This is a genomic window from Roseospirillum parvum, assembly GCF_900100455.1.
Taxonomy (GTDB): Bacteria; Pseudomonadota; Alphaproteobacteria; order Rhodospirillales; family Rhodospirillaceae; genus Roseospirillum; species Roseospirillum parvum.
On the sequence record NZ_FNCV01000006.1, the window covers coordinates 135,313 to 156,369 of the forward strand.

Genomic DNA, 21,057 nt, shown 5'->3' on the forward strand with positions numbered 1-21,057 from the left:
GAAACGGCCAAGGGAAATGGTCAAGGGAAACGGCCAAGGGAAACAGCCCACGGCGGAAGGTGTCACCGGCTTTTCGGGGCCGGTGCCGGGAACCACGGGGGGGCACGTGAAGTGAGAGGTTGCAGCCATGCCCAATATCCTGATTGCCGACGACGACTCTGACCTGAGCCTGGTGATCGCGCGCGCGCTGGAGCGGGCGGGCTGGAGTTGCCGCACGGTGGATAACGGGGTCGACGCCCTGGACGAGCTTGCGGACGACAGCCTTGATCTGTTGCTGACCGACCTTGCCATGCCCCGCAAAAGCGGGCTCGACGTGATCATGGGAGCCAAGGAAGGGCGGCCCGACCTGCCGGTGGTGGCCATGTCCGGTGCCGGCCGGCCGGTGTCGGCGGCGCTGGACATCGCGCGGCGCAGCGGCGCCGACGCGGTCATCGCCAAGCCGTTCAAGCTGTCGAGCCTGACCGCCCTGGTCGAGCACGTCCTGGCCGGAACCGGCACGCCCGACCCGGATCAGCCGCTGGACGTGGCGACCAACCCGGAAGACGTGGCGGTGATCGTGCCGCCCAACCTGTTGCTGGCCAAGGTGCGCGGTTGATGCCGGGGCAGGGCAATTTTTGAGGGCCTGAAGAATCACGCCGCAACCGAAAGAGACGAAGGGAGGGCATGTCACCCAGGGTTGATCGGGCCGGAAGTCCTGGCCCAACCCCGGGACGAGGAACACAGGGTCATGCCGCCGGGTTGGCGGTCGGCGTCGCGGTCAAACCTTGGGGGGCAGTCCGCGGCTGATCGACGCCAAACCCAACGCCCCTTGGGGCGGCGCGCGGCGGTGAGAAGGTACCGAGGAGTTGCAAGCCATGTGGCAGTCCGTTCAGCCCCCCATCGCCGCCCTGGCGCGACGCCTGAGGTCGCTCCGGCCGGGCTTCGGCATGAAGAGCGCGCTGTTCTTCCTGCTCTACTCGGCGGCGATCATCGGCGCCATGGCGGTGACGGCGCACCTCGACCAGCGGCGGCAGGCGGAAGAGCTGACCGAACAGCGGCTCAAGGGCCTGGCGGTGGCCCTGGAAGCGCGCATCCAGGCCTTCCTGCGCGGCTCCCGCCACCAGATGCTGAGCCTCATCGACTCCTACCCCCTGCGGCGCTATGCCAACGCCCTGGAAGAGGGCAGCCCGGGCGAGCTGGAGTTCGCCACCGCCCAGGTCGCCGATCTGCTGCGGGCCCATCTGGCGGCCCACGCCATGCACTATCAGGCCCGGCTGATCGACGCCCGCAGTGGCTGGGAGCTGATGCGCCTGGACAAGGACCGCTACACCGACGCCATCCACTCGGCCGAGGACCTGCAGGACAAGTCGCACCGCGACTATTTCCAGGAGCTCAAGGGGGGCGGCGCGGACCGCTTCTACGTCTCGGCGGTGAACCTCAACCGCGAGCACGGGGCGGTGGAGACGCCGCATCGCCCCACCCTCAGGCTGGCCGCCCGGCTGCGCGGCAAAAGCGACCGTCCGGTGGCCTTCCTGGTCATCAACATCTCCTTCGCCAGCCTGATGTCGGACCTGCACCGCATCCTCGGGGATTCCCACGTCCCCCTGGTCCTCGACTCGCTGACCCGCTACCTGGTGCACCCCGACCGCCGGCGGGCCTTCGCCTTCGAGTTCGGGCGGGTCGAGAGTCTGGCCGTGGATGCCCCGGAGGTGGCGGCGCGGCTGCTCGGGCCCCATGCGCCGGGCATGCCGTACGGCGAGGTGTTCACCCCCGATCTGCCGATCAGGGGCGAGCCCTACATGGCGGCGCTGCGGGTGATGCCGATGCAGGGCGGCGACAACCGGCGGACCTTGATTGTCGGCGCCGCGATGCCGGCGCGCCAGGTCTATCCCAGCCTGCTCGGTTCGGTGACCCACAGCCGCGAGGCTCTGGTGGTGCTGCTGCTGGTGGCCCTGTCGGCGACCTTCCTGGTCGCCCGGGCCCGGGCCCACGGTCAGCGGGTGGCGGCCACCCACGCCAAGCTGAAAGGCGTGCTGGAGACGGCGCAGGACGGCATCGTCATCACCGATGGCGCCGGGCGCATCGAGGAGGCCAACCCGGCGGCCGGCCGACTGTTCGGCGTGAAAGGCGCGGAGCTGGTTGGCAAGCCGCTCGATGCGCTGGTTCCGGCGCTGGCGGCGGCCGATCCCAGCCGCTTCCGCAAAGGGGTCTGGCAGCCTTCCGAGGCAAAGGAGGCGGCCGACCCCGACGATCACGCCATCGAGATGGCGCGGCGCGCCGACGGCCGCGAGTTTCCGGTCCACGTCTCGCTGGCCGAGCTGCCCGACCCGAGGCAGCGCCGGCTGGCCGCCATCCTGCACGATCAGAGCGACATGGTGGCCGCCCGTCAGGCCGCGGTGGCGGCCAATCTGGCCAAGTCGCAGTTCCTCACCGCGATGAGTCACGAGCTGCGCACGCCGCTCAACGCGGTGCTGCTGTACAGCCAGATGGTGGCCGAGGACCTGGCCGACAGCGCCAGCCCGGAGGTGCTGGCCGACCTGGAGCGCATCCATCAGGCGGGGGCCCATCTGATGGACCTGATCAACGGGGTGCTTGATCTGGCGCGCATCGAGACCGGTCGCATGGAGCTGAACATGGCGACCTTCGATCTGGCCGAGATGGTCGCCGACACGGTCAGTCTGGCCGGCCCGGTGCTGCGCCAGAACGGCAACCAGCTGCTGGTCGACGTGGCGGACGACATGGGGATGATCGTGGGCGACCGGGTCAAGCTGCGCCAGTGCATGATCAACCTGATCTCCAACGCCGCCAAGTTCACCGAGCAGGGCGCCGTGACCATCGCCGGCTGGCGTCAGCACGACATGGTGTTCCTGTCGGTCGCCGACACCGGCATCGGCATGGACGAGGAGCAACTGGGCCGGGTGTTCAATGTCTTCGAGCAGGCCAGCACCCAGATCAAGGCCAAGTATGGCGGCTCCGGCGTCGGGTTGGCCCTGACCCGCCAGTTCATCGACCTGATGGGCGGGCAGATCGAGGTCTCCTCGCAACTGGGCGAGGGAAGCTGCTTCACCATCAGCCTGCCGGCGGTGGCGGTTTCGACAAGTCCGCCGTCGCCCGATCAGGTGAACGTCGGCCAGCGCATGAAGGTGCTGGTGGTTGATGACGATCCGGCCATGCGCGCCCTGCTGGGCAGTCAGCTTGAACCCAATCTCTATGAGGTGGTTGGGCTGCCCGGCGGTCAGCAGGCGTTGGAATACCTGGCCAGCCATGCCGTCGACCTGATCCTGATGGACATCCTGATGCCGGAGATGGACGGCTGGGACACCCTGCGCGTGCTGAAGGCCGAGCCGCGCACCGCCAACATTCCGGTGCTGGTGGTGTCGATCGTCGGCGACCGCGAGATTTCCGAGGTCCAGGGGGCCTGCGGGCATGTGCGCAAGCCGTTCCGGGCCGACGACATCGCCGCCGCCATCGAGCGCTGCCAGGCCTGCCGCATGGGGCGCAGCGTGGTCATTGTCGAGGACGACCTGAACATGCGCGCCGCCCTGGTCCGCGCCGTCGAGCGGGTGGGTCTGCCGGCGGTCGCCTTCTTCGGGGTCGATGACGCGCTTTACCATGTGCGCCTGCGCCGTCCCGGGGCCATCCTGCTCGACCTGCAAATGGCGCGCGGCCCCAGCGGCTTCGACATGCTCGACGAGTTGGCCAACGAGCCGGCGCTGGCCGAGGTTCCGGTGTTCGTCATCACCGGCGTCACCTTGAGCGTCGACCAGCGGGCCGCGCTGGCCGAGCGCTGTCAGATGGTGCTGGAGAAAGGCGCCTTCGATCTCGACGGCCTGATGGCCCACCTGTTGGAGTTCATCTCCGGGGAGTGCCCCAATGATCGGCCCGGCGCGTCCGACCGGGTGCCGCCGGCGGCCCCGCCGGCTCTACGGATGGTTGGAGGAGAACAGCCATGACCCGCGTCCTGCTGGTCGAGGACAACGCGATGAACGCCGATGCCCTGGGCCGTCTTTTGACCCGACGGGGGGCGACCGTCCACCACGTGGCCGAGGGGCTGGCGGTGTCGGCGGCGGCCCGCGCGTTCGCCCCCCAGGTGATCCTGATGGACATCGGCCTGCCCGACATCGATGGCCTGGAGGTGACCCGCCGGCTGAAGGCCGATCCCGAGTTGTCGGCCATCCCGGTGATCGCCCTGACCGCCCATGCCACCGCCCAGGACGAGCAACTGGCCCGTGACGCCGGGTGCTGCGACTACGCCACCAAGCCGGTCGACGTGAAGGGGTTGCAGGAAAAAATCGGCCGCCTCGTTGGTGCCTGAACCATGCGGAGAGAACAACGTCAACGGACCTCGCCGGGAGAGAGGTCCACCGCTTCCGGAGAAAGGGATATGAACGACCTGCACCTGCCGCGCGCCCTGATCGTCGACGACGACCCGGACGCCCGGGCCATCCTGCACCGGGTGTGCACCGGGGCTGGCTGGCGTTCGCTGACCCTGGAAAGCCCCGAACTGGCCATCAAGGCCATCGGCGAGTTCCGGCCCGATGTCATCTTCTGGGACCTGACCTATCCCGATGGCGACGGGGTGGCCCAGTTGACCCGGGTCGCCCAGATCATCCCCAAGGCCAACGTGGTGCTGGTCAGCGGCTGCGAGCCCGAGGTGCTGCGCTCGGCCCAGCGGGTCGGGGCGCGCATGGGGGTGCGCATGCACGAGCCGATCGAAAAGCCGGTCTCGCTGGCCACCGTGCGGGCCCTGCTCGCCCAGTTGCGCGAAGGCGACGCCGTGCTCACCCCGGTTGATCTCAGGGCCGCCCTCAACGACGGGCAAATCTCCATGGCCTATCAGCCCAAGGTGCGGCTGAGCGACGGCGCCTACGTGGGGGTCGAGGCGCTGGGCCGCTGGACCCGGTCCGATGGCGTGGCCATTCCGCCCTCGGTGTTCATCCCGGTGGTCGAGATGGACCGCCAGTTGGCCCGCGACCTGCTGCTCTTCGGCCTCGACCGGGCGAGCACCGAGGCCGAGGCCTGGCGGCGGCCGGGCACCCGCTGTGCCGTCAACCTGTCGGCCACCTGCCTCAACGACCTGACCCTGCCGGACTACGTGCTGAAGGCCGCCGTCGGGCGCGACGCCCGGGCCAGCGACTTCGTGCTGGAGGTCACCGAAACCGCCTCGCTGGGCGAGCCCGACCGTTCGGAAGAGGTGCTCACCCGGTTGCGCATCCAGGGCTATCAGGTGTCGCTGGACGACTTCGGCACCGGCCACAGCTCGCTGTTGCACCTGCAGCGCATGCCGTTCAGCGAGCTGAAGATCGACCGCCAGTTCGTGGTCGCCATGGGCGAGGATCGGCGGGCCGAGCAGATCGTCCACATGATGGTCAGCCTGGGCAAGGCACTGGGCGTGACCACGGTCGCCGAGGGCGTCGAGACCAGCGCCCAGATCGCCCACCTGACCGAGTTGGGCTGCGACGTGATCCAGGGCTATTTCATCGCCCGTCCCATGTCGGCCGACCAGTGCGCGGCCTGGATCGAGGACTACAAGCCATGAGCCAACCCAGTGCTCCGGCGCCGACGCCGCCCGTCACCGGCATGGGCGGTCTGCTCGACGAGGTCCACAACCTGGATCGCCTCATCGTGCACCTGGGCGCCCTGCTGGCCACCACCACCCTGGCCGCCGATGTCGAACGCATGCAGGTGCGGGCCCGCGACCTGAGCCCGCTGCTGGCCGAGTACCTTGAGGCGGCGGACGACGACCGCCGCCGCCTGCGCCACGATACGCTGAACGTGCTGGGCGCGGTGGCCGGCTATGCCGAGCTGATCGGCGACGACGTTCGCGAAGGCATGGCCCACGATCTGACCGAGCGCATCCAGGGCGGCGCCCATGCCCTGTCGGCCATGTTGGCGGCCGACCGCGAGGCGGCGGGCTGAGCCCCGGAGGTTGGTGGGGCGGCTGGACAGCCGGCGGGCGGCTGGGCTATCGAGGACGGCGTGCCCGTCCCGTTTTCGGAACCCCCCTTGATGCCCCGCGCCCTGACCGTCGTCCCCGCCCGCATGGCCTCGACCCGCCTGCCCGGCAAGCCGCTGGCCGACATCCACGGCAAGCCGATGATCGTCCATGTGCTGGAGCGCGCCGCGGCGGCCGACCTGGGGCCGGTGCTGCTGGCCTGCTGCGAGCCCGAGGTGGCCGAGGCCGGCCGCGCCGCCGGCTTTGAAACGGTGATGACCGACCCCGACCTGCCCAGCGGGTCGGACCGCGTCTGGCAGGCGGTGTGCCGCTTCGATCCCGAGGGCCGCCATGACGCGGTGATCAACCTCCAGGGCGACCTGCCGACCCTGGACCCCGAGCTGCCGCGCGCCGCCCTGGCGGCCCTGGCCGACCCGGCGGTGGACATCGCCACCCTGGTCGCCGAGATCACCGACCCCGCCGAGGCGGCCAATCCCAACGTGGTCAAATGCGCCCTGGCCCTGGCCGCCGGGGCCAGCGCCGGGCGGGCGCTGTACTTCAGCCGTGCCGCCGTGCCGCACGGCGTCGGGCCGCTGTTCCACCACATCGGGCTGTACGCCTATCGCCGCGCCGCCCTGGCCCGTTTCGTCGCCCTGCCGCCGGGGGTTCTGGAGCAGCGCGAGCGGCTGGAGCAACTGCGCGCCCTGGAAGCCGGCATGAGCATCGCCGCGGCCCGCGTTGACACCACTCCGCTGGGGGTCGATACTCCGGCCGATCTTGACCGGGCCCGCCTTCTGCTGGCCCCGGCCGCCCCCTGAAGGACCCCCGGCGTCGTGTCCCCTTCCCAGCCCAGTGTCGCCTTCCAGGGCCTGCCCGGCGCCTATTCCCATCTGGCCTGCCGCACCGCCCTGCCGGGTCATGAACCGCTGCCCGCGCCGTCGTTCGAGGACGCCTTTTCGATGGTCCGCGACGGCGGCGCCGATCTGGCCATGATCCCCATCGACAACTCGCTGGCCGGCCGGGTGGCCGACATCCACCACCTGCTGCCCGAGGGGGGGCTGCACATCGTCGGCGAGCATTATCAGCGGGTGAACCATCACCTGCTGGCGGTGCCCGGGGCCCGCATCGGGGACCTGAAGCGGGTGAAGAGCCACGTCCACGCCCTGGGCCAGTGCCGCCGCCTGATCCGCGAGCTGGACCTGGTGCCCGAGGTGGTGGCCGATACCGCCGGCGGGGCGCGCGAGGTGGCCCGGCTGGCCGACCCCTCCATCGCCGCCATCGCCAGCGAGCTTTCGGCCGAGACCTATGGGCTGGTCTCGCTGCGCGCCGGGGTCGAGGACGCCGACCACAACACCACGCGCTTCATCCTGCTGGCCCGCGAGCCGGCCGATCCGGGCCCCGGCTCCGGCCCGGTGGTGACCAGCTTCGTGTTCCGGGTGCGCAACGTGCCGGCCGCCCTGTACAAGGCCCTGGGTGGGTTCGCCACCAACGGCGTCAACATGACCAAGCTGGAAAGCTACATCGTCGACGGCGACTTCGTGGCCGCCCAGTTCCTGGCCGACGTGGAGGGCCATCCGGAGGAGCGGGGCCTGCGGCTGGCCCTGGAGGAGTTGCAGTTCTTCTCGCGCGAGGTGCGCATCATGGGCGTCTACCCGGCCCACCCCTACCGCTTCGAGGCCCGGGCCGCGCTGGGCGCCGAGTAGGGCGGGCAGGCCATGAGCGGCCCGCTGCTGGTCTTCCTGTGGCTGGGCAGCCTGGGCCTGGGGGCGGGTCTGGGCTGGCTGCTCGGGCCGTGGGTGGCCTCGGCCGACGATATCGCCCTGCGGCGCGCCCTGGAGCAGGAGCTCAGCCGGCGCTTCTACCGCTTCTATCCCGACGACCCCATCTTCGCCGCCGAGTTCCAGGCCTTCGCCGCCGAGCAGCGGCTGATCGTGCTGTCGATGACCGGCACCCTGACCTGGACGCTGCGCCGCGACCGTCTGCTCTCGACCCTGCTCACCCTGCTGCTGGTGCCGCCCATGGGCAGCTTCCTGATCGGCCAGGGGTTGGCCGGTGACGGCGGGCCGCTGGTCAAGCTTCAGTTGCGCAGACTGGGGCGTTGGGATGCCGCCCTGCTCGACGACCTGGGCCAGACCTACCGCGACGAGCCGGATTGACCGGGCCGGCGCGGCGGCCCTTGACGCGGCGGGGCGAACGTGGGTTTGTGCCGCCGTGGGATTTCAAGACTCGGGATCGTTCATGCGCACATCCTTGGCTGTGGTCCTGGTGGCCTTGTCCGTGGTCGGCGCCGTGCTCTTTCTGGCGGCCGATTTCGGCCATCGGATCAACGATCTGCCGGTGGTCGCCGAGGGGCCGTCACCGCGCCCGGACATGTCGGGCAGCGCTTTGGAGCGCGACAGTCTGGTCGGCCAGGCGGCCCACGCCGAAGGGCCGGAGCGCTGGCGTTTCCGCTATCGGCTGTACAGCGTGCATTCCGACGAGATCGTCAACTTCGTCGCCTTCGCGCGCTTGAAGCGCGGGCTGGCCGAGGGGCGGCCCGATCCCGGGATCTACCAGTACGGCGGGGCCTACCTGTATCCGATGGCGGCCTGGCTGGTCGGCCTGGACCGCCTGGGGCTGGTCGAGATCGGCGGCCTGACCGAACTGGTCGATGACCCCCAGCGCATGGACCGTCTCTATCTGGCCGGGCGGACTCTGGTGCTGCTGGCGGCGCTGAGTGGGGGGCTGTTCGTTTATCTGGGATTCTCGGCCCTGGGCCGGCCCTGGCTGGGCGGGGTGGTCGCCCTGCTCCAGGTGCTCACCCCGATGGCCCTGCTCGCCGAGACGACCATGAAGCCGCACTGGTACGCCACCCTGTGGGCCGGCCTCGCCTTTTTCGCCCTGGCCCGGCTGTGGGCGGGGACGGCGCGGCCCTGGCCGTGGCTCGGCGCCGCCGCCCTGGGCACCGGTCTGGCGGTCGGCGCGACCCTGCCCCTGGGGGCGATGGCGGTGGTCCTGTGGGGCTTCCTGGTCGCCCTGGCGGTCCGCCGCGCCGTGCCCTGGGTGGCCCTGCTGGCGGTGCCGGTCGGGGCCCTTCTGGTGTTCGCCGCGACCAATCCCTTCCTCTTCCTCAACCACGCCGCCCGCACCGCCGAGCAGGGCGCCGCGCTGGGCTTCTACGATCGCCTGGGCGGGCCGGCCGAGGTCTTGGCCTTCTTCTGGAACTCCCTGGTGCCGGGCCTGGGCCTGGGCCTGCTGGTGGCGCTGGGGCTGGCCACCGTGGTCGCCCTGGCCCGCCCCGAGCGGGCCCGCCTGCTGCTGCTGGCGGCGGTGTGGGGGCCATTGCTGGCCATGGGGGTGCTGACCGGGGCGCTGGTCGAGTGGACCCAGCACGCCCGCTATCTGCCCTTCATCGTGCCGCTGATCGGTCTGCTGCTGGCCGCCGTCCTGGGCCGCCGGGCGCTGCCGGTGGCCGGGGCGGTGCTCGTCCTGACCCTGGTCCAGAGCGTCCCCCAGATGGTCGCCCGGTTCGACGAGGACAGCCCGCGCCATGGCACCCGGCTGGCCGCCGCCGCCTGGATCGACACCCAAGTTCCGGCCGAGCCGGGGATCTGCGCGCCGTCCCATCTGGCGCCCTTCCAGGCGCCGCCGTTCGACTTCGCCCGCCTTGCCGTCAACCGGCCCGACTGTGCCTGTCGGGTGCGGGTGGCGGGCTCGACGGTGCGCCCGCACGACGACCCGTGGCCGTTGGCGGCCGAGTTCGCGCCCCGCCTGCGTCTGCCCGGGCTGCCGCCCCTGTATGACCACGTCAACCCCAGGATCACCGTCCATTGTCGTCCCGATTTCCGGCCGGCGGCTGGCTCATGACCGCCCCCGGCGCTCCCACCTGGCTCGACCGGCTGGCCGGCGGGCTGCTGTTCGCCCTGCCCACGGTGGCCTATGTGGCCCACCATGGGCTGGTCTGGCTGGTTCCCCTGCTCGGCCTCTACGCCCTGTGGCGCAGCCGTCCCGACGGGCCGCATCCGCTCGCCGTGATGAAGGCCGCCTGGCCGCTGCTCGCCCTGCTCGCCCTGGCCCTGGCCTCGGCCCTGTGGTCGCCCGATCCCGGCTACACCCTGAGCCGGGCCCTGCGGCTGGCCGTCGAGATGGGCTTCGGGCTGCTCCTGCTGTCCGCCGCGCCGCGCCTGCCCGAGGCCCTGCGCCGCCGCGCCGTGCGCCTGCTGGCCGCCGGGCTGGCGGTGGGGGATGTCATCCTGCTCGCCAACCTGGGGCTTGATGGGGCGGTGCTGGCGCCCTTCAAGGACGCCGCCTTCGAGGCCGAGTTCATCAACCGGGTGAGCGGCGGTCTGGCGCTGAACGCCGTGCTGGTGGTGCCGCTGGCCCTGCTGCTGGTCCGCCTGCGCCACCCGGCGGCGGGGCTCGGGCTGGTCGCCCTGCATGGCCTGACGGTGGTGCTGTTCGCCAACCTGTCGGCCAAGCTGGCGGTGCTGATCGCCGTTACGGCGGCGCTGTTCGGGCTGTTCTCCGGCCGACTGGCCCGCTGGCTGCTGCTGGTCCCGGTGCTGATTGCCCTGTTCCTGCCGCTGGCCCTGCCGGTGGCCGTCGATCAGCCGCCGCTGTGCAGCGCCGGTTGGGTGAAAAGCTCGATCCTGCACCGCCTGCAGGTGTGGAACTTCACCCGCGCCCGCATCGACGAGGCGCCGCTGTTCGGCCATGGCCTGGAAGCCGCCCGCCTGATGCCCGAGGGCCGGGGCGTGGTCTACTTCTATACCTGCCAGCCCGATGGCAGCGACGTGCGCACCTTCGGCTGGGCCGAGGCGCTGCCCCTGCATCCGCACAACGGCTTTCTCCAGGTGTGGCTGGAGATGGGGCTGGCCGGCGCCCTGTTGGTGTCGGCGGGGCTGATCCAGGCGGCGCGGGCCACCTGGCGCACGGCACGGCGCACCATGCGGCGCGACGGTCCGCGCGACGGCGCCCGACTGGCCCGCCTGCAACCGCTGGCCCTGCATCTGGCGGTGCTCGGCCCGGCGACCTCGGTCGGTGCCATCAGCTTCGGGCTGTGGCAGGGCTGGTGGCTGGCCGGGCTGTGGCTGGCCGCCACCCTGGCCGCCGCCGGCGCCACCCTGGGCCCGGGCGAGGAGGTGGCGCGCCGGACCCGCGTGGTGCCGGGGCGCGAGCCGTCGCCCTGACGGGGTTGCCCCGGCCGCCCGGGCCGGCTATATCGCCCACGCCCCGGGGGAGGGTGGGGGCCGTTTTCCTTTGACGCGTTGGGACCTTTCATGATCGTGCCTCCCGATACCTCCGGCCTGCCCACCGAAGTCGACCAGCGGCCCCGCCGGGCCCGCGTGCTGATGCTCCAGGGCACCAGTTCCGACGTCGGCAAAAGCCTGCTCGTCGCCGGGCTGTGCCGGGCCTACGCCAACCGGGGCCTGAAGGTGCTGCCCTTCAAGGCCCAGAACATGTCCAACAACGCCGCCCTGGCGGTGGACAGCGAGGCCGAACCGGGCCCCGACGGCACCATCCCGCCCGGCGAGATCGGCCGCGCCCAGGCCCTGCAGGCCCGCGCCTGCCGGGTCGCCCCCTCGATCGACATGAACCCGGTGCTCCTGAAGCCGCAGACCGAGATCGGGGCCCAGGTGGTGCTGCGCGGCCGGGTGCTGGGCAACTGCCCGGCCAAGGTCTACCACCGCATGCGCCACGCCCTGATGCCCTCGGTGCTGAGCAGCCTCAACCGCCTGTGGGCCGAGGCCGACCTGGTGCTGGTCGAAGGCGCCGGCAGCGGGGCCGAGATGTACCTGCGCGACTCCGACATCACCAACATGCGCCTCGCCGACTCGGCCGACCTGCCGGTGGTCTTCATCAGCGACATCGACCGCGGCGGCACCATGGGCGCCCTGGTCGGCAGCCACGCCCTGCTGCGGCCCAACGACCGGGCCCGCGTGAAGGGCTACCTGATCAACAAGTTCCGGGGCGATTTCTCGATCTTCGAGCCGGCCTGCGAGACCATCACCGAACACACCGGCTGGCCCTTCCTCGGCGTGCTGCGCTGGTTCGAGGCCGCCGGCAGCCTGCCGGCCGAGGATTCCCTGGCCCTGGAACGCCCGGCCCGCAACCTGTCGGGCCGGGTGCGCATCGCCGTGCCGCGCCTGCAACGGGTCGCCAACTTCGACGACCTCGACCCGCTGGCCGCCGAGCCGGCGGTCGACCTGTTCTGGCTCCAGCCCGGCCAGCCCCTGCCGGCCGATACCGATGTGGTCATCCTGCCCGGCTCCAAGGCGACCCGGGCCGACCTTGCCTTCCTCAAGGCCCAGGGCTGGGACATCGACATCCTGGCCCACGTGCGGCGCGGCGGCCATGTGGTCGGGCTGTGCGGCGGCTATCAGATGATGGGCCACGCCGTGCGCGACCCCCAGGGCCTGGAAGGGACGCCCGGCGAAACCCCGGGCCTCGGCCTGCTCGACCTCATCACCGAGATCGGCGGCGACAAGCGGCTCATCGCGGTGGACATGACCGACACCCTGAGCGGCCAGACCGTGCGCGGCTTCGAAATGCACATGGGCTGCACCGAAGGCCCCGGCCTCGCCAGCCCCTGGTTCGAACTGGAAAAGAACGGCCAGCGGGTGGCCGAGGGTGCCGTCGCCCACCAGGGCCGGGTGATGGGCGGCTACGTGCACGGCCTGTTCGCCGACGACGGCTTTAGGGCCCACTGGCTGAAACGTGTCGGCGCCACCGCCGAGTTGGCCTACGAGGAACGGGTCGAAGCCACCCTCGACGCCCTGGCCGTGCACTGCGAACAACACCTCGATCTGGACAAGCTCTACGATCTGGCCAAGTAACCGGGGCGCCGCCCCGGACCCCGCCGGGGGGACAGGGTCCCCCCGGACCCCGCCATGTCGTTGGAGGGGGACGCTTAAGGCCGAGCCGAGCGCGGATGGGGGTTGGTTGCAGGCCAGCTTCGCTGGCCTGCGGAACCAAAAACCACCGAGCACTTATCTGCGCGGACTTGATCCGCGCATCCTTGCTCAATTCCCTTGGTGTCTGTTTACGCGGGCCAGCAAAGCTGGCCCGCACCCAACCCCATCCGAATTCAGTCCGCGGCCGGCGCTCCGCTCCAACGAATTGGAGGGGGTCCGGGGGATCGCCTTCGATCCCCCGGTTGGGGTCAAGGTTGGGGTCAAGGGGGCAGGGCCCCCTTGTTGGCGCTCTGTCGCACCAGATCGAGCACCAGGTCGGCGGTGGTGGCCGGATCGGTGATGGTGGGGATGATCCACAAGCGGCGTCCCTGGCGTTCCAGGGGGCCGAGGGGGGCGCTGGCGGCCTTGAGGGTTGCCGGGTCGAGATCGAACAGGGCCGCCATGTCGCCGCTGCCGTGGTAGCCCCGGGCGATGAGCAGGGGCAGCACCAGTATGTTGGGGGAGGCGAGGTGGTGTGGCCAGTCGCTGGCCGCCGGTTCCTGTTCCAGGAAGGCGGCGGCCACCTCGGCGACCCGGCCGGTCCGTCGCAGGGTTTCGACCAGGGCGTTGGCGGTGGCGCCGGAGCCACCCGGGCGGCGCGAGCCGTGGGCGATGAGCAGCAGACCGGTGGCCGAGGGATCGAGGCGATGCGCCGCCACCACCTCGCCGACCCGTTGGGCGATCAGTCCGGGCACGGCGGGGTGGCTGCCCAGCGGCGGGGTCAGGACGAGCCGGCCGCCGGGCCGCCGGGTGGTGGACTGGCCCGGGGCGAGGCCCAGGGTCTGGGGGATCAACTGGTCGGTGAACAGGCCGGCGCCGGCGAAGTTGGGGACCACGTAGAGGTCGCCGAGGGCGGCGTCGGCCAGCACCTCTTGCAGGCTTGGGCGCTGGCGCCAGAAGGCGCAGCGCACGGCCTGGAACAGGCCCCGGGCAGCGATGATCTCGGCCAGTTCGCGGGTCGGGGTGGCGCTGTCCGGGTGGTGGGCCGAGCCGTGGCCGACCAGGATCAGGCGGGCGCGGCGCCACGTCGGGTCGGGGGAGGTGTCGGGCCGGCCGGCCATGGTCAGCCGCTGGCTTGCCGGGCCAGGGTGGCGGCCTCGGCGCCGAACCAGGCGAGCGTCTCGGCCAGTTCGACCACCCGGCCGAGCACCAGCAGGGTGGGCGGCTCGAGGTCGGCCTTCTCCACCGCCTCGGCCAGGGTGGCGACGGTGGCCACGACGCGGCGCTGGGCCGGAGTGGTGGCCGCCTGCACGGCCGCCGCCGGGGTCGCCGGGTCCATGCCGTGGGCGATCAGCTGCTCGACGATGTCGCCCAGGTTGGTCAGCCCCATGTAGACGACCAGGGTGGTGTTGGGGTCGGCCAGCCCGGCCCAGTCGTGGCACAGGGCCATGTTGTCGGCCCCGTGGCCGGTCAGGAACCGCACGCTGGAGGCCAGTCCCCGGTGGGTCAGCGGGATGCCGGCATAGGCGGCGCCGCCGGCGGCGGCGGTGATGCCGGGCACCACCTCGAAGGGGATGCCGGCGGCGGCCAGGCAGGCGGCTTCCTCGCTGCCACGGCCGAAGATGTAGGGGTCGCCGCCCTTCAGGCGCACCACCGAGCGGCCGGTGCGGGCCAGGGTGACCAGCAACTGGTTGATCTCATCCTGCGGCAGGTGGTGGCGATCCAGCGCCTTGCCGGCGTAGATGCGCGAGGTGCCGGGGCCGATCAGGTCGAGAATGGGCGGGCTGACCAGCCGGTCATAGACCACCACCTCGGCGCCGGCCAGCAGGCGGGCCGCCTTCACGGTCAGCAGCTCGGGGTCGCCGGGGCCGGCGCCGACCAGATACACCATGCCCGGGCGGAGGCCGGCCCCGCCCGGCGAGTCGGAGGGAGGATGTGCACTCATGTCCGACACCCTACCCCCTGTCACGCGCCGGCAACAAGCGGCAAGCGACGGGCGATCAGGTCGGGCTCGCCCTCAGCCGACCGAGGCCATGGTCGGTGGCGGAAAGGTTGTCAGGATGCGCTGCTCCAGCTCGTCGCGCACCGCCCGGTAGGCGTCGAGGCGGGTTTCCCGGCAGCCCTCGACGATGGAGGGGTCGAAGGTGTGCCAGAACAGCACCTCGCAGGCCATGTGGCGGGTCAGGTCGACGGCCTTGTGCTGGGCTTCCGGCGACAGCGAGACGATCACGTCGAAGCTGCCGTCCTCCAGTTCCTCGAAGGTTTTCGGCCGGTGGTGGCTGATGTCGATGCCCACCTCGTCCAGCGCCGCGATGGCGAAGCCGTCCACCGGCTGGGCCTTGACGCCCACCGAATCGACGAACACCCGCTTGCCGTGGAAGCGTTTCATCAGGCCCTCGGCCATCGGCGAGCGCACCGCGTTCATGGTGCAGGCAAAGAGGATCGCCGAGGGCAGGCCACTCACCGCCCCTTATCCCCGCACGTGCAGGACGCAGATCAGGGTGAACAGGCGCCGCGCCGTGTTGAGGTCCATCTCCACGCGCTCTTTCAGCAGGTCGCGCAGCAGCTCGGCGCCCTCGCTGTGCAGGCCGCGCCGGCCCATGTCCAGGGCCTCGATGCGGCTGGGCGGCAGGGTGCGGATGGCGGTGTAGTAGCTTTCGCAGACCTGGAAATAGTCGCGCACCAGCCGGCTGAACGATTTCAGGGGCAGGATCAGGCGGGCCAGCAACTGCTCCGCTTCGTCATGCACGGTGATGACCAGCCGGGTCAGGCCGGACATGGACAGATGCAGCACATAGGGGCCGGGCGGCCCGGCCAGCAGCACGAAGTGGTTGCCTTCCAGCAAATCGAAGATGGCCACCCGGCGTTCGTGCTCCACCTCTGGCCGGCGCCGCACCTTGACCGTTTCGTCCAGGCGGACATCGACCAGGCGGTGGCGTTCGGCCAGATCGGGGGTGGCCATCGGGGGCTCCGTCAGTCGCCGGGGTCGCCGGTCGGCGCCGCCGGCATGCCGGGCACCGGCATGTTGAGGCGCAGGCCGACCGACAGGCCGTGGGCGTGCAGGCCCTCGGCCCCGGCCAGGGCGAGGGCGGCGGGGCCGATCCTGCGCAGCGAGTCGGCGTCGCAGCCAAGCAGCGAGGTGCGCTTCATGAAGTCGAGCACCCCGAGGCCCGAGGAGAAGCGGGCACTGCGCGCCGTGGGCAGCACGTGGTTGGGGCCGCCGACGTAGTCGCCCACCGCCTCCGGCGTGAAGCGGCCGAGGAAGATGGCCCCGGCGTGGTTCACCTTGTCGGCCAGCCGGTCCGGGTCGTCGACCGCCAACTCCAGGTGCTCCGGGGCGATGCGGTCGACCAGGGCGGGGGCCTCGTCGTAGAGGTCCTCGACCACGATGATGGCGCCGTTGGCCTGCCAGCTTCGGGTGGCGATGTCGGCCCTGGGCAGGGTCTTGAGCAGGCTGTCCACGGCCTGGGCGACGCGCCGCGCGAGCAGCGGATCGTCGGTGATCAGGATGGCCTGGGCGGCGGCGTCGTGCTCGGCCTGGCTCAGCAGGTCGGCGGCCAGCCAGGCGGGGTCGTTGTCGCCGTCGGCGACGATCAGGATCTCCGACGGCCCGGCGATCATGTCGATGCCCACGGTGCCGAACACCTGGCGCTTGGCGGTCGCCACATAGGCGTTGCCGGGGCCGACGATCTTGTCCACCGGGGCGATGGTCTGGGTGCCGTGGGCCAGGGCGGCCACCGCCTGGGCGCCGCCGATGCGGTAGGCCTCGTCCACGCCGGCCAGATGGGCGGCGGCGAGGACCAGCGGGTTGAGCACCCGGTCCGGGGTGGGCACCACCATGACCAGCCGCCCGACCCCGGCCACCTTGGCCGGCAGGGCGTTCATCAGCACCGAGGAGGGATAGGCGGCGGTGCCGCCGGGCACGTACAGCCCGGCCGCCGATACCGGCCGCCAGCGCATGCCGGCCCGCACCCCGTCGGCGTCGGTGGTTTCGAAGTCGGCCGGCTTCTGGGCCTCGTGATAGGCCCGGATGCGCTGGGCGGCCAGCTTCAGGGCGTCGATCAGGGCGGGGTCGCACCGCTCGGCGGCGGCGGCGATCTCGTCGGGGCCGATGCGCAGGTCCTCGGGGCTTTCCGGGGTGAAGCGGTCGAAGCGGGCGGTCAGCTCGATCAGGGCGGCGTCGCCGCGCGCCCGGACGTCGGCGATGATCTCGGCCACCGTCTGGTCGACGGCGCTGGCCGCCTCGCGCTGGGTTTCGAGCAGGGCGGCGAAGGCGCCATCAAAGCCGGGCGCGGTGCTGATCAGTTCACGGGCCATCGGTTGGGGTTCCGGGGTTGCTCAGGTGTCGGTCAGTTGGCGGAAGGTGTCGATCCAGCCGGTCAATTCCTGCGAGCGCGTTTTCAGCGCCGTGCGGTTGACGACCAGCCGCGAGGAAACGTCGGCGATGCGCTCGACCTCGACCAGGCCGTTGGCGGCCAGGGTCGCCCCGGTCGAGACCAGATCGACGATGCGCGTCGCCAGGCCCAGGGCCGGGGCCAGTTCCATGGCGCCGTTCAGCTTGATGCACTCGGCCTGCACGCCGCGGGCGGCGAAGTGGCGCCGGGTGATGTCCGGATACTTGGTGGCCACCCGGACATGGCTCCAGCGGGTCGGATCGTCGTCGCGCGACAGGTCCACCGGCTCGGCCACGGCCAGCCGGCAGTGCCCGATGTCGAGGTCCAGCGGCGCGTACAGCTCCGGAAAGTTGAACTCCATCAGCACGTCGTTGCCGGCGATGCCCAGTTGCGCCGCGCCGAAGGCGACGAAGGTCGCCACGTCGAAGCTGCGCACCCGGATGATGTCGATATGGGCGTGGTTGGTGGCAAACCGCAAGAGCCGGGTGTCCGGGTCGTCGAAGGCCGGCTCGGGCTCGATCCCGGCGGCCCGGATCAGGGGCATGCATTCCTTCAGGATTCGCCCCTTGGGCAGGGCGATGACCAGTTTCTCCCGGGACATGGGCGCTTCCAAAGGGATCGGGGACAACAGGGGCGGCGGGCCGGCCATGGGACCGGCCCGCTCCTATATACCCGAGGCGCCGCGGCGATGACACCCGCTGATCACGCGGGCGGGGTCGTCATGACCCGGCGCGGGCGGGGGGCTGATATCCTGGAATGGGCGGGACTTGCCCAGCCCCGGGGGGAACCTCATATCGGGATCGCAAGGTTGGCTGGGGCGTCCGGTGGGGCGCGGGAGAGGCCTCGGTGGCCCCCTTTCGTCCCGCCTGGGCCTTGCCTACAATATGACGGCCGGCATGCCCGTCGGCGAGTGCGGCCGCGAAAAGACGCTCGAGAGAGGACCCGATACCCGTGATACGTGGGGACAGGCAGGAACGGCATCTGCGTCACGACGACCCGGTTTGTCATGACAACCGGGCGGGGGCGTCGCGGCCCTGGCTCGGCCCCGGCGATCCGGACGACTCCGGCGCCCCGCCGGACGACGGCCGGGGCAGCCCGGACGTGGTGCTGAAAACCCGCACCCGCACCCAGAAACCGTCCATGTACAAGGTGCTGATGCTGAACGACGACTACACGCCGATGGAGTTCGTCGTCCAGGTGCTTCAGCAGTTCTTCAACATGGATCAGGAACAGGCCACGCAAATCATGCTGCACGTACACACCAAGGGGGTGGGGGTGTGTGGCGTGTTCACCTACGAGGTGGCCGAGACCAAGGTCAACCAGGTGATGAGCCTGGCCCGTCAGCACCAGCACCCGTTGCAGTGCACCATCGAAAAGGCGTGAGCGGCCCGGCCGCCCCGCCTCGCCCGGAAGGGGCGCCCAACCGGCCCTTCCGTCACCACCCCCCAGGGCGTGTCCGCATCCTTGCGTCCCCGCCCGCCGGCCCCGAGGAGGTCCCGTATGCTCTCGGAGAACCTTGAAAACAGTCTGCGCCGCGCCCTGCACGTGGCGGCCGAACGGGACCACGAGTTGGCCACCCTGGAACACCTGCTGTTGGCCCTGACCGACGACCGCGACGCCATCGCCGTGCTGCGCGCCTGCGGGGTGGACGTGGGCCGGCTGCGCGGCCAGCTGATCGAGTTCCTGGACGAGGAAGGCCAGGGCATGAGCGGCGGCGGCCACGATCCGCAACCGACCGCCGGCTTCCAGCGCGTCATCCAGCGCGCGGTCATCCACGTGCAGTCCTCGGGGCGCGAGGAAGTGACCGGGGCCAACGTGCTGGTCGCCATGTTCCACGAGCGCGAAAGCCACGCCGTCTACTTCCTGCAGCAGCAGGACATGACCCGCTACGACGCCGTCGCCTACATCAGCCACGGCATCGCCAAGGCGCCCGGGCGCGGCGAGTCGCGCGGCCCCGAGGGGGTCGACCCCGAGGCCCGGGAAGAGACCGCGACCAAGCAGGGCGGCGAGGCGCTGGAGGCCTACTGCGTCAACCTCAACGAGAAGGCCCGCCGGGGTCGCATCGACCCCCTGATCGGCCGCGAGGCGGAGCTTGAGCGGACCATCCAGATCCTCTGCCGGCGGACCAAGAACAACCCGCTCTACGTGGGCGATCCCGGGGTCGGCAAGACCGCCATCGCCGAGGGGCTGGCGCGGCGCATCGTCGACGGCCAGGTGCCCGAGGTGATGAGCGAGGACACCATCTTCTGCCTCGACATGGGGGCGCTGCTGGCCGGCACCCGCTACCGGGGCGACTTCGAGGAACGCCTGAAGGCGGTGCTGAAGGAGATGGAGGAGTACGAGGGCGCCGTCCTGTTCATCGACGAGATCCACACCGTGATCGGCGCCGGGGCCACCTCGGGCGGCTCGATGGATGCCTCCAACCTGCTGAAGCCGGCCCTGGCCAGCGGCACCCTGCGCTGCATCGGCTCGACCACCTACAAGGAATACCGCAGCCACTTCGAAAAGGACCGCGCCCTGGTCCGCCGCTTCCAGAAGATCGACGTCACCGAGCCCTCGATCGACGATTCGCTGAAGATCCTCAAGGGGCTCAAGCCCTACTACGAGGAACACCACGGCATCCGCTACACCAACGCCGCGCTGAAGGCGGCGGTCGACCTGTCGGCCCGCTACATCCACGACCGCAAGCTGCCCGACAAGGCCATCGACGTGATCGACGAGGTCGGCGCCTCGCTGCACCTGCGCCCGGAAAGCAAGCGCAAGAAGACGATCAGCGTGAAGGATGTCGAGGACGTGGTCGCCAAGATCGCCCGCATTCCCCCGAAAACCGTCAGCCGCGACGATCAGGCCGCGCTCAAGACCCTGGAGCGCGACCTGAAGACGGTGGTCTTCGGCCAGGACCCGGCGGTGATGGCCCTGTCGTCGGCCATCAAGCTGGCCCGGGCCGGCCTGCGCGAGCCGGAAAAGCCGGTCGGCTGCTACCTGTTCAGCGGCCCCACCGGGGTCGGCAAGACCGAGGTGGCGCGCCAACTGGCCCGCTCGCTGGGCATCCCGCTGACCCGTTTCGACATGTCCGAATACATGGAGCGCCACTCGGTCAGCCGGCTGATCGGCGCCCCGCCGGGCTACGTGGGGTTCGATCAGGGCGGCCTTCTGACCGACGCCATCGACCAGCACCCCCACTGCGTGCTGCTGCTGGACGAGATCGAAAAAGCCCACCCGGACCTGTTCAACATCCTGCTCCAGGTGATGGACCACGGCAAGCTGACCGACAACAACGGCAAAACGGTCGACTTCCGCAACGTCATCCTGATCATGACCACCAACGCCGGGGCCGCCGAACTGGCCAAGCCGGCCATCGGCTTCGAGCGCGAAACCCGCGACGGCGACGACAGCGAAGCCATCGAGCGCACCTTCAGCCCCGAGTTCCGCAACCGGCTGGACGCGGTGATCCCCTTCGCCAGCCTGGGCAAGGACACCATCGGCAAGGTGGTCGACAAGTTCATCATGGAACTGGAGGCCCAGCTCTCCGACCGCAACGTGGCCATCGAGTTGACCGAACGGGCCCGCGGCTGGCTGGGCGAAAAAGGCTACGACAGCCGCATGGGCGCCCGCCCGCTGGCCCGGGTGATCCAGGAAAACATCAAGAAGCCGCTGTCCGAGGAGCTGCTGTTCGGCAAGCTGACCAAGGGCGGCGTGGTCAAGGTGAAGGTGAAAGGCGGCCGCCTGACCTTCGACATCCTGCCCGCCGACACCAACCGCCAGACCACCGACGCCGACGAAAGCGATACCGATCCCGCGCCGGCGTGAGGTGGGGACAGAAAAAAGGAAAGGGGCGCTGCCCCTTTGAACCCCGCCGGGGGACCCTGGGGGTCCC

Annotated in this window: 19 protein-coding genes; 13 read left to right on the top strand and 6 right to left on the bottom strand. The window is 70.8% G+C overall.

The features are described 5' to 3' along the window. Positions 1–127: 127 nt before the first annotated feature. The 11 genes from BLR95_RS10485 (at position 128) to BLR95_RS10535 (ending at position 12,729) form a co-directional block, all read left to right on the top strand. Entirely contained in the window at positions 128–595 is a 468-nt protein-coding gene (locus tag BLR95_RS10485; RefSeq protein ID WP_092619497.1) for a response regulator, read from the top strand. Between the two features lie 259 nt (positions 596–854). Beyond that, complete coding sequence (locus tag BLR95_RS10490) at positions 855–3,932, top strand: response regulator (protein WP_092619500.1); 3,078 nt, start codon at positions 855–857, stop codon at positions 3,930–3,932. Continuing rightward, entirely contained in the window at positions 3,929–4,294 is a 366-nt protein-coding gene (locus BLR95_RS10495; RefSeq protein ID WP_092619503.1) for a response regulator, read from the top strand. Before BLR95_RS10490 ends, BLR95_RS10495 begins: the two co-directional genes overlap by 4 nt. Before the next feature lie 69 nt (positions 4,295–4,363). Continuing rightward, positions 4,364–5,518 (top strand): EAL domain-containing response regulator, encoded by a 1,155-nt coding sequence (locus BLR95_RS10500; protein ID WP_176787792.1) that lies wholly within the window; start codon positions 4,364–4,366, stop codon positions 5,516–5,518. Further along, on the top strand, positions 5,515–5,898 hold the full coding sequence (locus BLR95_RS10505) for a hypothetical protein (protein ID WP_092619509.1): 384 nt from the start codon (positions 5,515–5,517) through the stop codon (positions 5,896–5,898). The genes BLR95_RS10500 and BLR95_RS10505 overlap by 4 nt, the downstream gene beginning before the upstream one ends. Positions 5,899–5,988: 90 nt before the next feature. Beyond that, a complete protein-coding gene (locus BLR95_RS10510) occupies positions 5,989–6,732 on the top strand; it encodes a 3-deoxy-manno-octulosonate cytidylyltransferase (protein WP_092619512.1) in 744 nt (247 codons plus the stop codon). Positions 6,733–6,747: 15 nt separating this feature from the next. Next, positions 6,748–7,617 carry a prephenate dehydratase gene (locus BLR95_RS10515; protein WP_092619514.1) on the top strand — a complete coding sequence of 290 codons (870 nt, stop codon included), beginning with the start codon at positions 6,748–6,750 and terminating at the stop codon, positions 7,615–7,617. A 12-nt stretch (positions 7,618–7,629) separates the two neighbouring features. Further along, on the top strand, positions 7,630–8,070 hold the full coding sequence (locus BLR95_RS10520; RefSeq protein WP_092619517.1) for a hypothetical protein: 441 nt from the start codon (positions 7,630–7,632) through the stop codon (positions 8,068–8,070). A gap of 82 nt (positions 8,071–8,152) precedes the next feature. Beyond that, positions 8,153–9,760, top strand: coding sequence for a hypothetical protein (locus BLR95_RS10525; protein ID WP_143130977.1), 1,608 nt, complete (start codon positions 8,153–8,155; stop codon positions 9,758–9,760). Beyond that, the gene (locus BLR95_RS10530) at positions 9,757–11,082 is read left to right on the top strand and encodes an O-antigen ligase family protein (RefSeq protein WP_143130978.1); all 1,326 of its coding nucleotides are present in this window, start codon (positions 9,757–9,759) and stop codon (positions 11,080–11,082) included. Before BLR95_RS10525 ends, BLR95_RS10530 begins: the two co-directional genes overlap by 4 nt. Before the next feature lie 90 nt (positions 11,083–11,172). After that, positions 11,173–12,729, top strand: a complete 1,557-nt coding sequence (locus tag BLR95_RS10535; RefSeq protein WP_092619527.1) for a cobyric acid synthase — start codon at positions 11,173–11,175, stop codon at positions 12,727–12,729. Between the two features lie 338 nt (positions 12,730–13,067). Here the strand turns inward: BLR95_RS10535 and BLR95_RS10540 are convergent, their stop codons facing one another. From BLR95_RS10540 to hisG, 6 genes are all read right to left on the bottom strand, one after another. Beyond that, on the bottom strand, positions 13,068–13,907 hold the full coding sequence (locus BLR95_RS10540; RefSeq protein ID WP_092619530.1) for a CbiX/SirB N-terminal domain-containing protein: 840 nt from the start codon (positions 13,905–13,907) through the stop codon (positions 13,068–13,070). A 2-nt stretch (positions 13,908–13,909) separates the two neighbouring features. Beyond that, positions 13,910–14,731 (bottom strand): uroporphyrinogen-III C-methyltransferase, encoded by an 822-nt coding sequence (gene cobA / locus BLR95_RS10545; protein ID WP_092619534.1) that lies wholly within the window; start codon positions 14,729–14,731, stop codon positions 13,910–13,912. Between the two features lie 72 nt (positions 14,732–14,803). Beyond that, positions 14,804–15,250 (bottom strand): arsenate-mycothiol transferase ArsC, encoded by a 447-nt coding sequence (locus BLR95_RS10550; RefSeq protein ID WP_092619537.1) that lies wholly within the window; start codon positions 15,248–15,250, stop codon positions 14,804–14,806. A 6-nt stretch (positions 15,251–15,256) separates the two neighbouring features. Beyond that, positions 15,257–15,748 carry a UPF0262 family protein gene (locus BLR95_RS10555; protein WP_092619540.1) on the bottom strand — a complete coding sequence of 164 codons (492 nt, stop codon included), beginning with the start codon at positions 15,746–15,748 and terminating at the stop codon, positions 15,257–15,259. 11 nt (positions 15,749–15,759) lie between these two features. Then, positions 15,760–17,103 carry a histidinol dehydrogenase gene (gene hisD / locus BLR95_RS10560; protein WP_092619543.1) on the bottom strand — a complete coding sequence of 448 codons (1,344 nt, stop codon included), beginning with the start codon at positions 17,101–17,103 and terminating at the stop codon, positions 15,760–15,762. Positions 17,104–17,124: 21 nt separating this feature from the next. Then, positions 17,125–17,781, bottom strand: coding sequence for an ATP phosphoribosyltransferase (gene hisG, locus BLR95_RS10565; protein WP_092619755.1), 657 nt, complete (start codon positions 17,779–17,781; stop codon positions 17,125–17,127). Positions 17,782–18,281: 500 nt separating this feature from the next. Here hisG and clpS point away from each other — a divergent pair, with 500 nt between their 5' ends. After that, complete coding sequence (gene clpS / locus BLR95_RS15915) at positions 18,282–18,563, top strand: ATP-dependent Clp protease adapter ClpS (RefSeq protein ID WP_245689456.1); 282 nt, start codon at positions 18,282–18,284, stop codon at positions 18,561–18,563. 117 nt (positions 18,564–18,680) lie between these two features. Then, positions 18,681–20,990, top strand: coding sequence for an ATP-dependent Clp protease ATP-binding subunit ClpA (gene clpA, locus BLR95_RS10575; protein WP_092619546.1), 2,310 nt, complete (start codon positions 18,681–18,683; stop codon positions 20,988–20,990). Positions 20,991–21,057 lie beyond the last annotated feature (67 nt).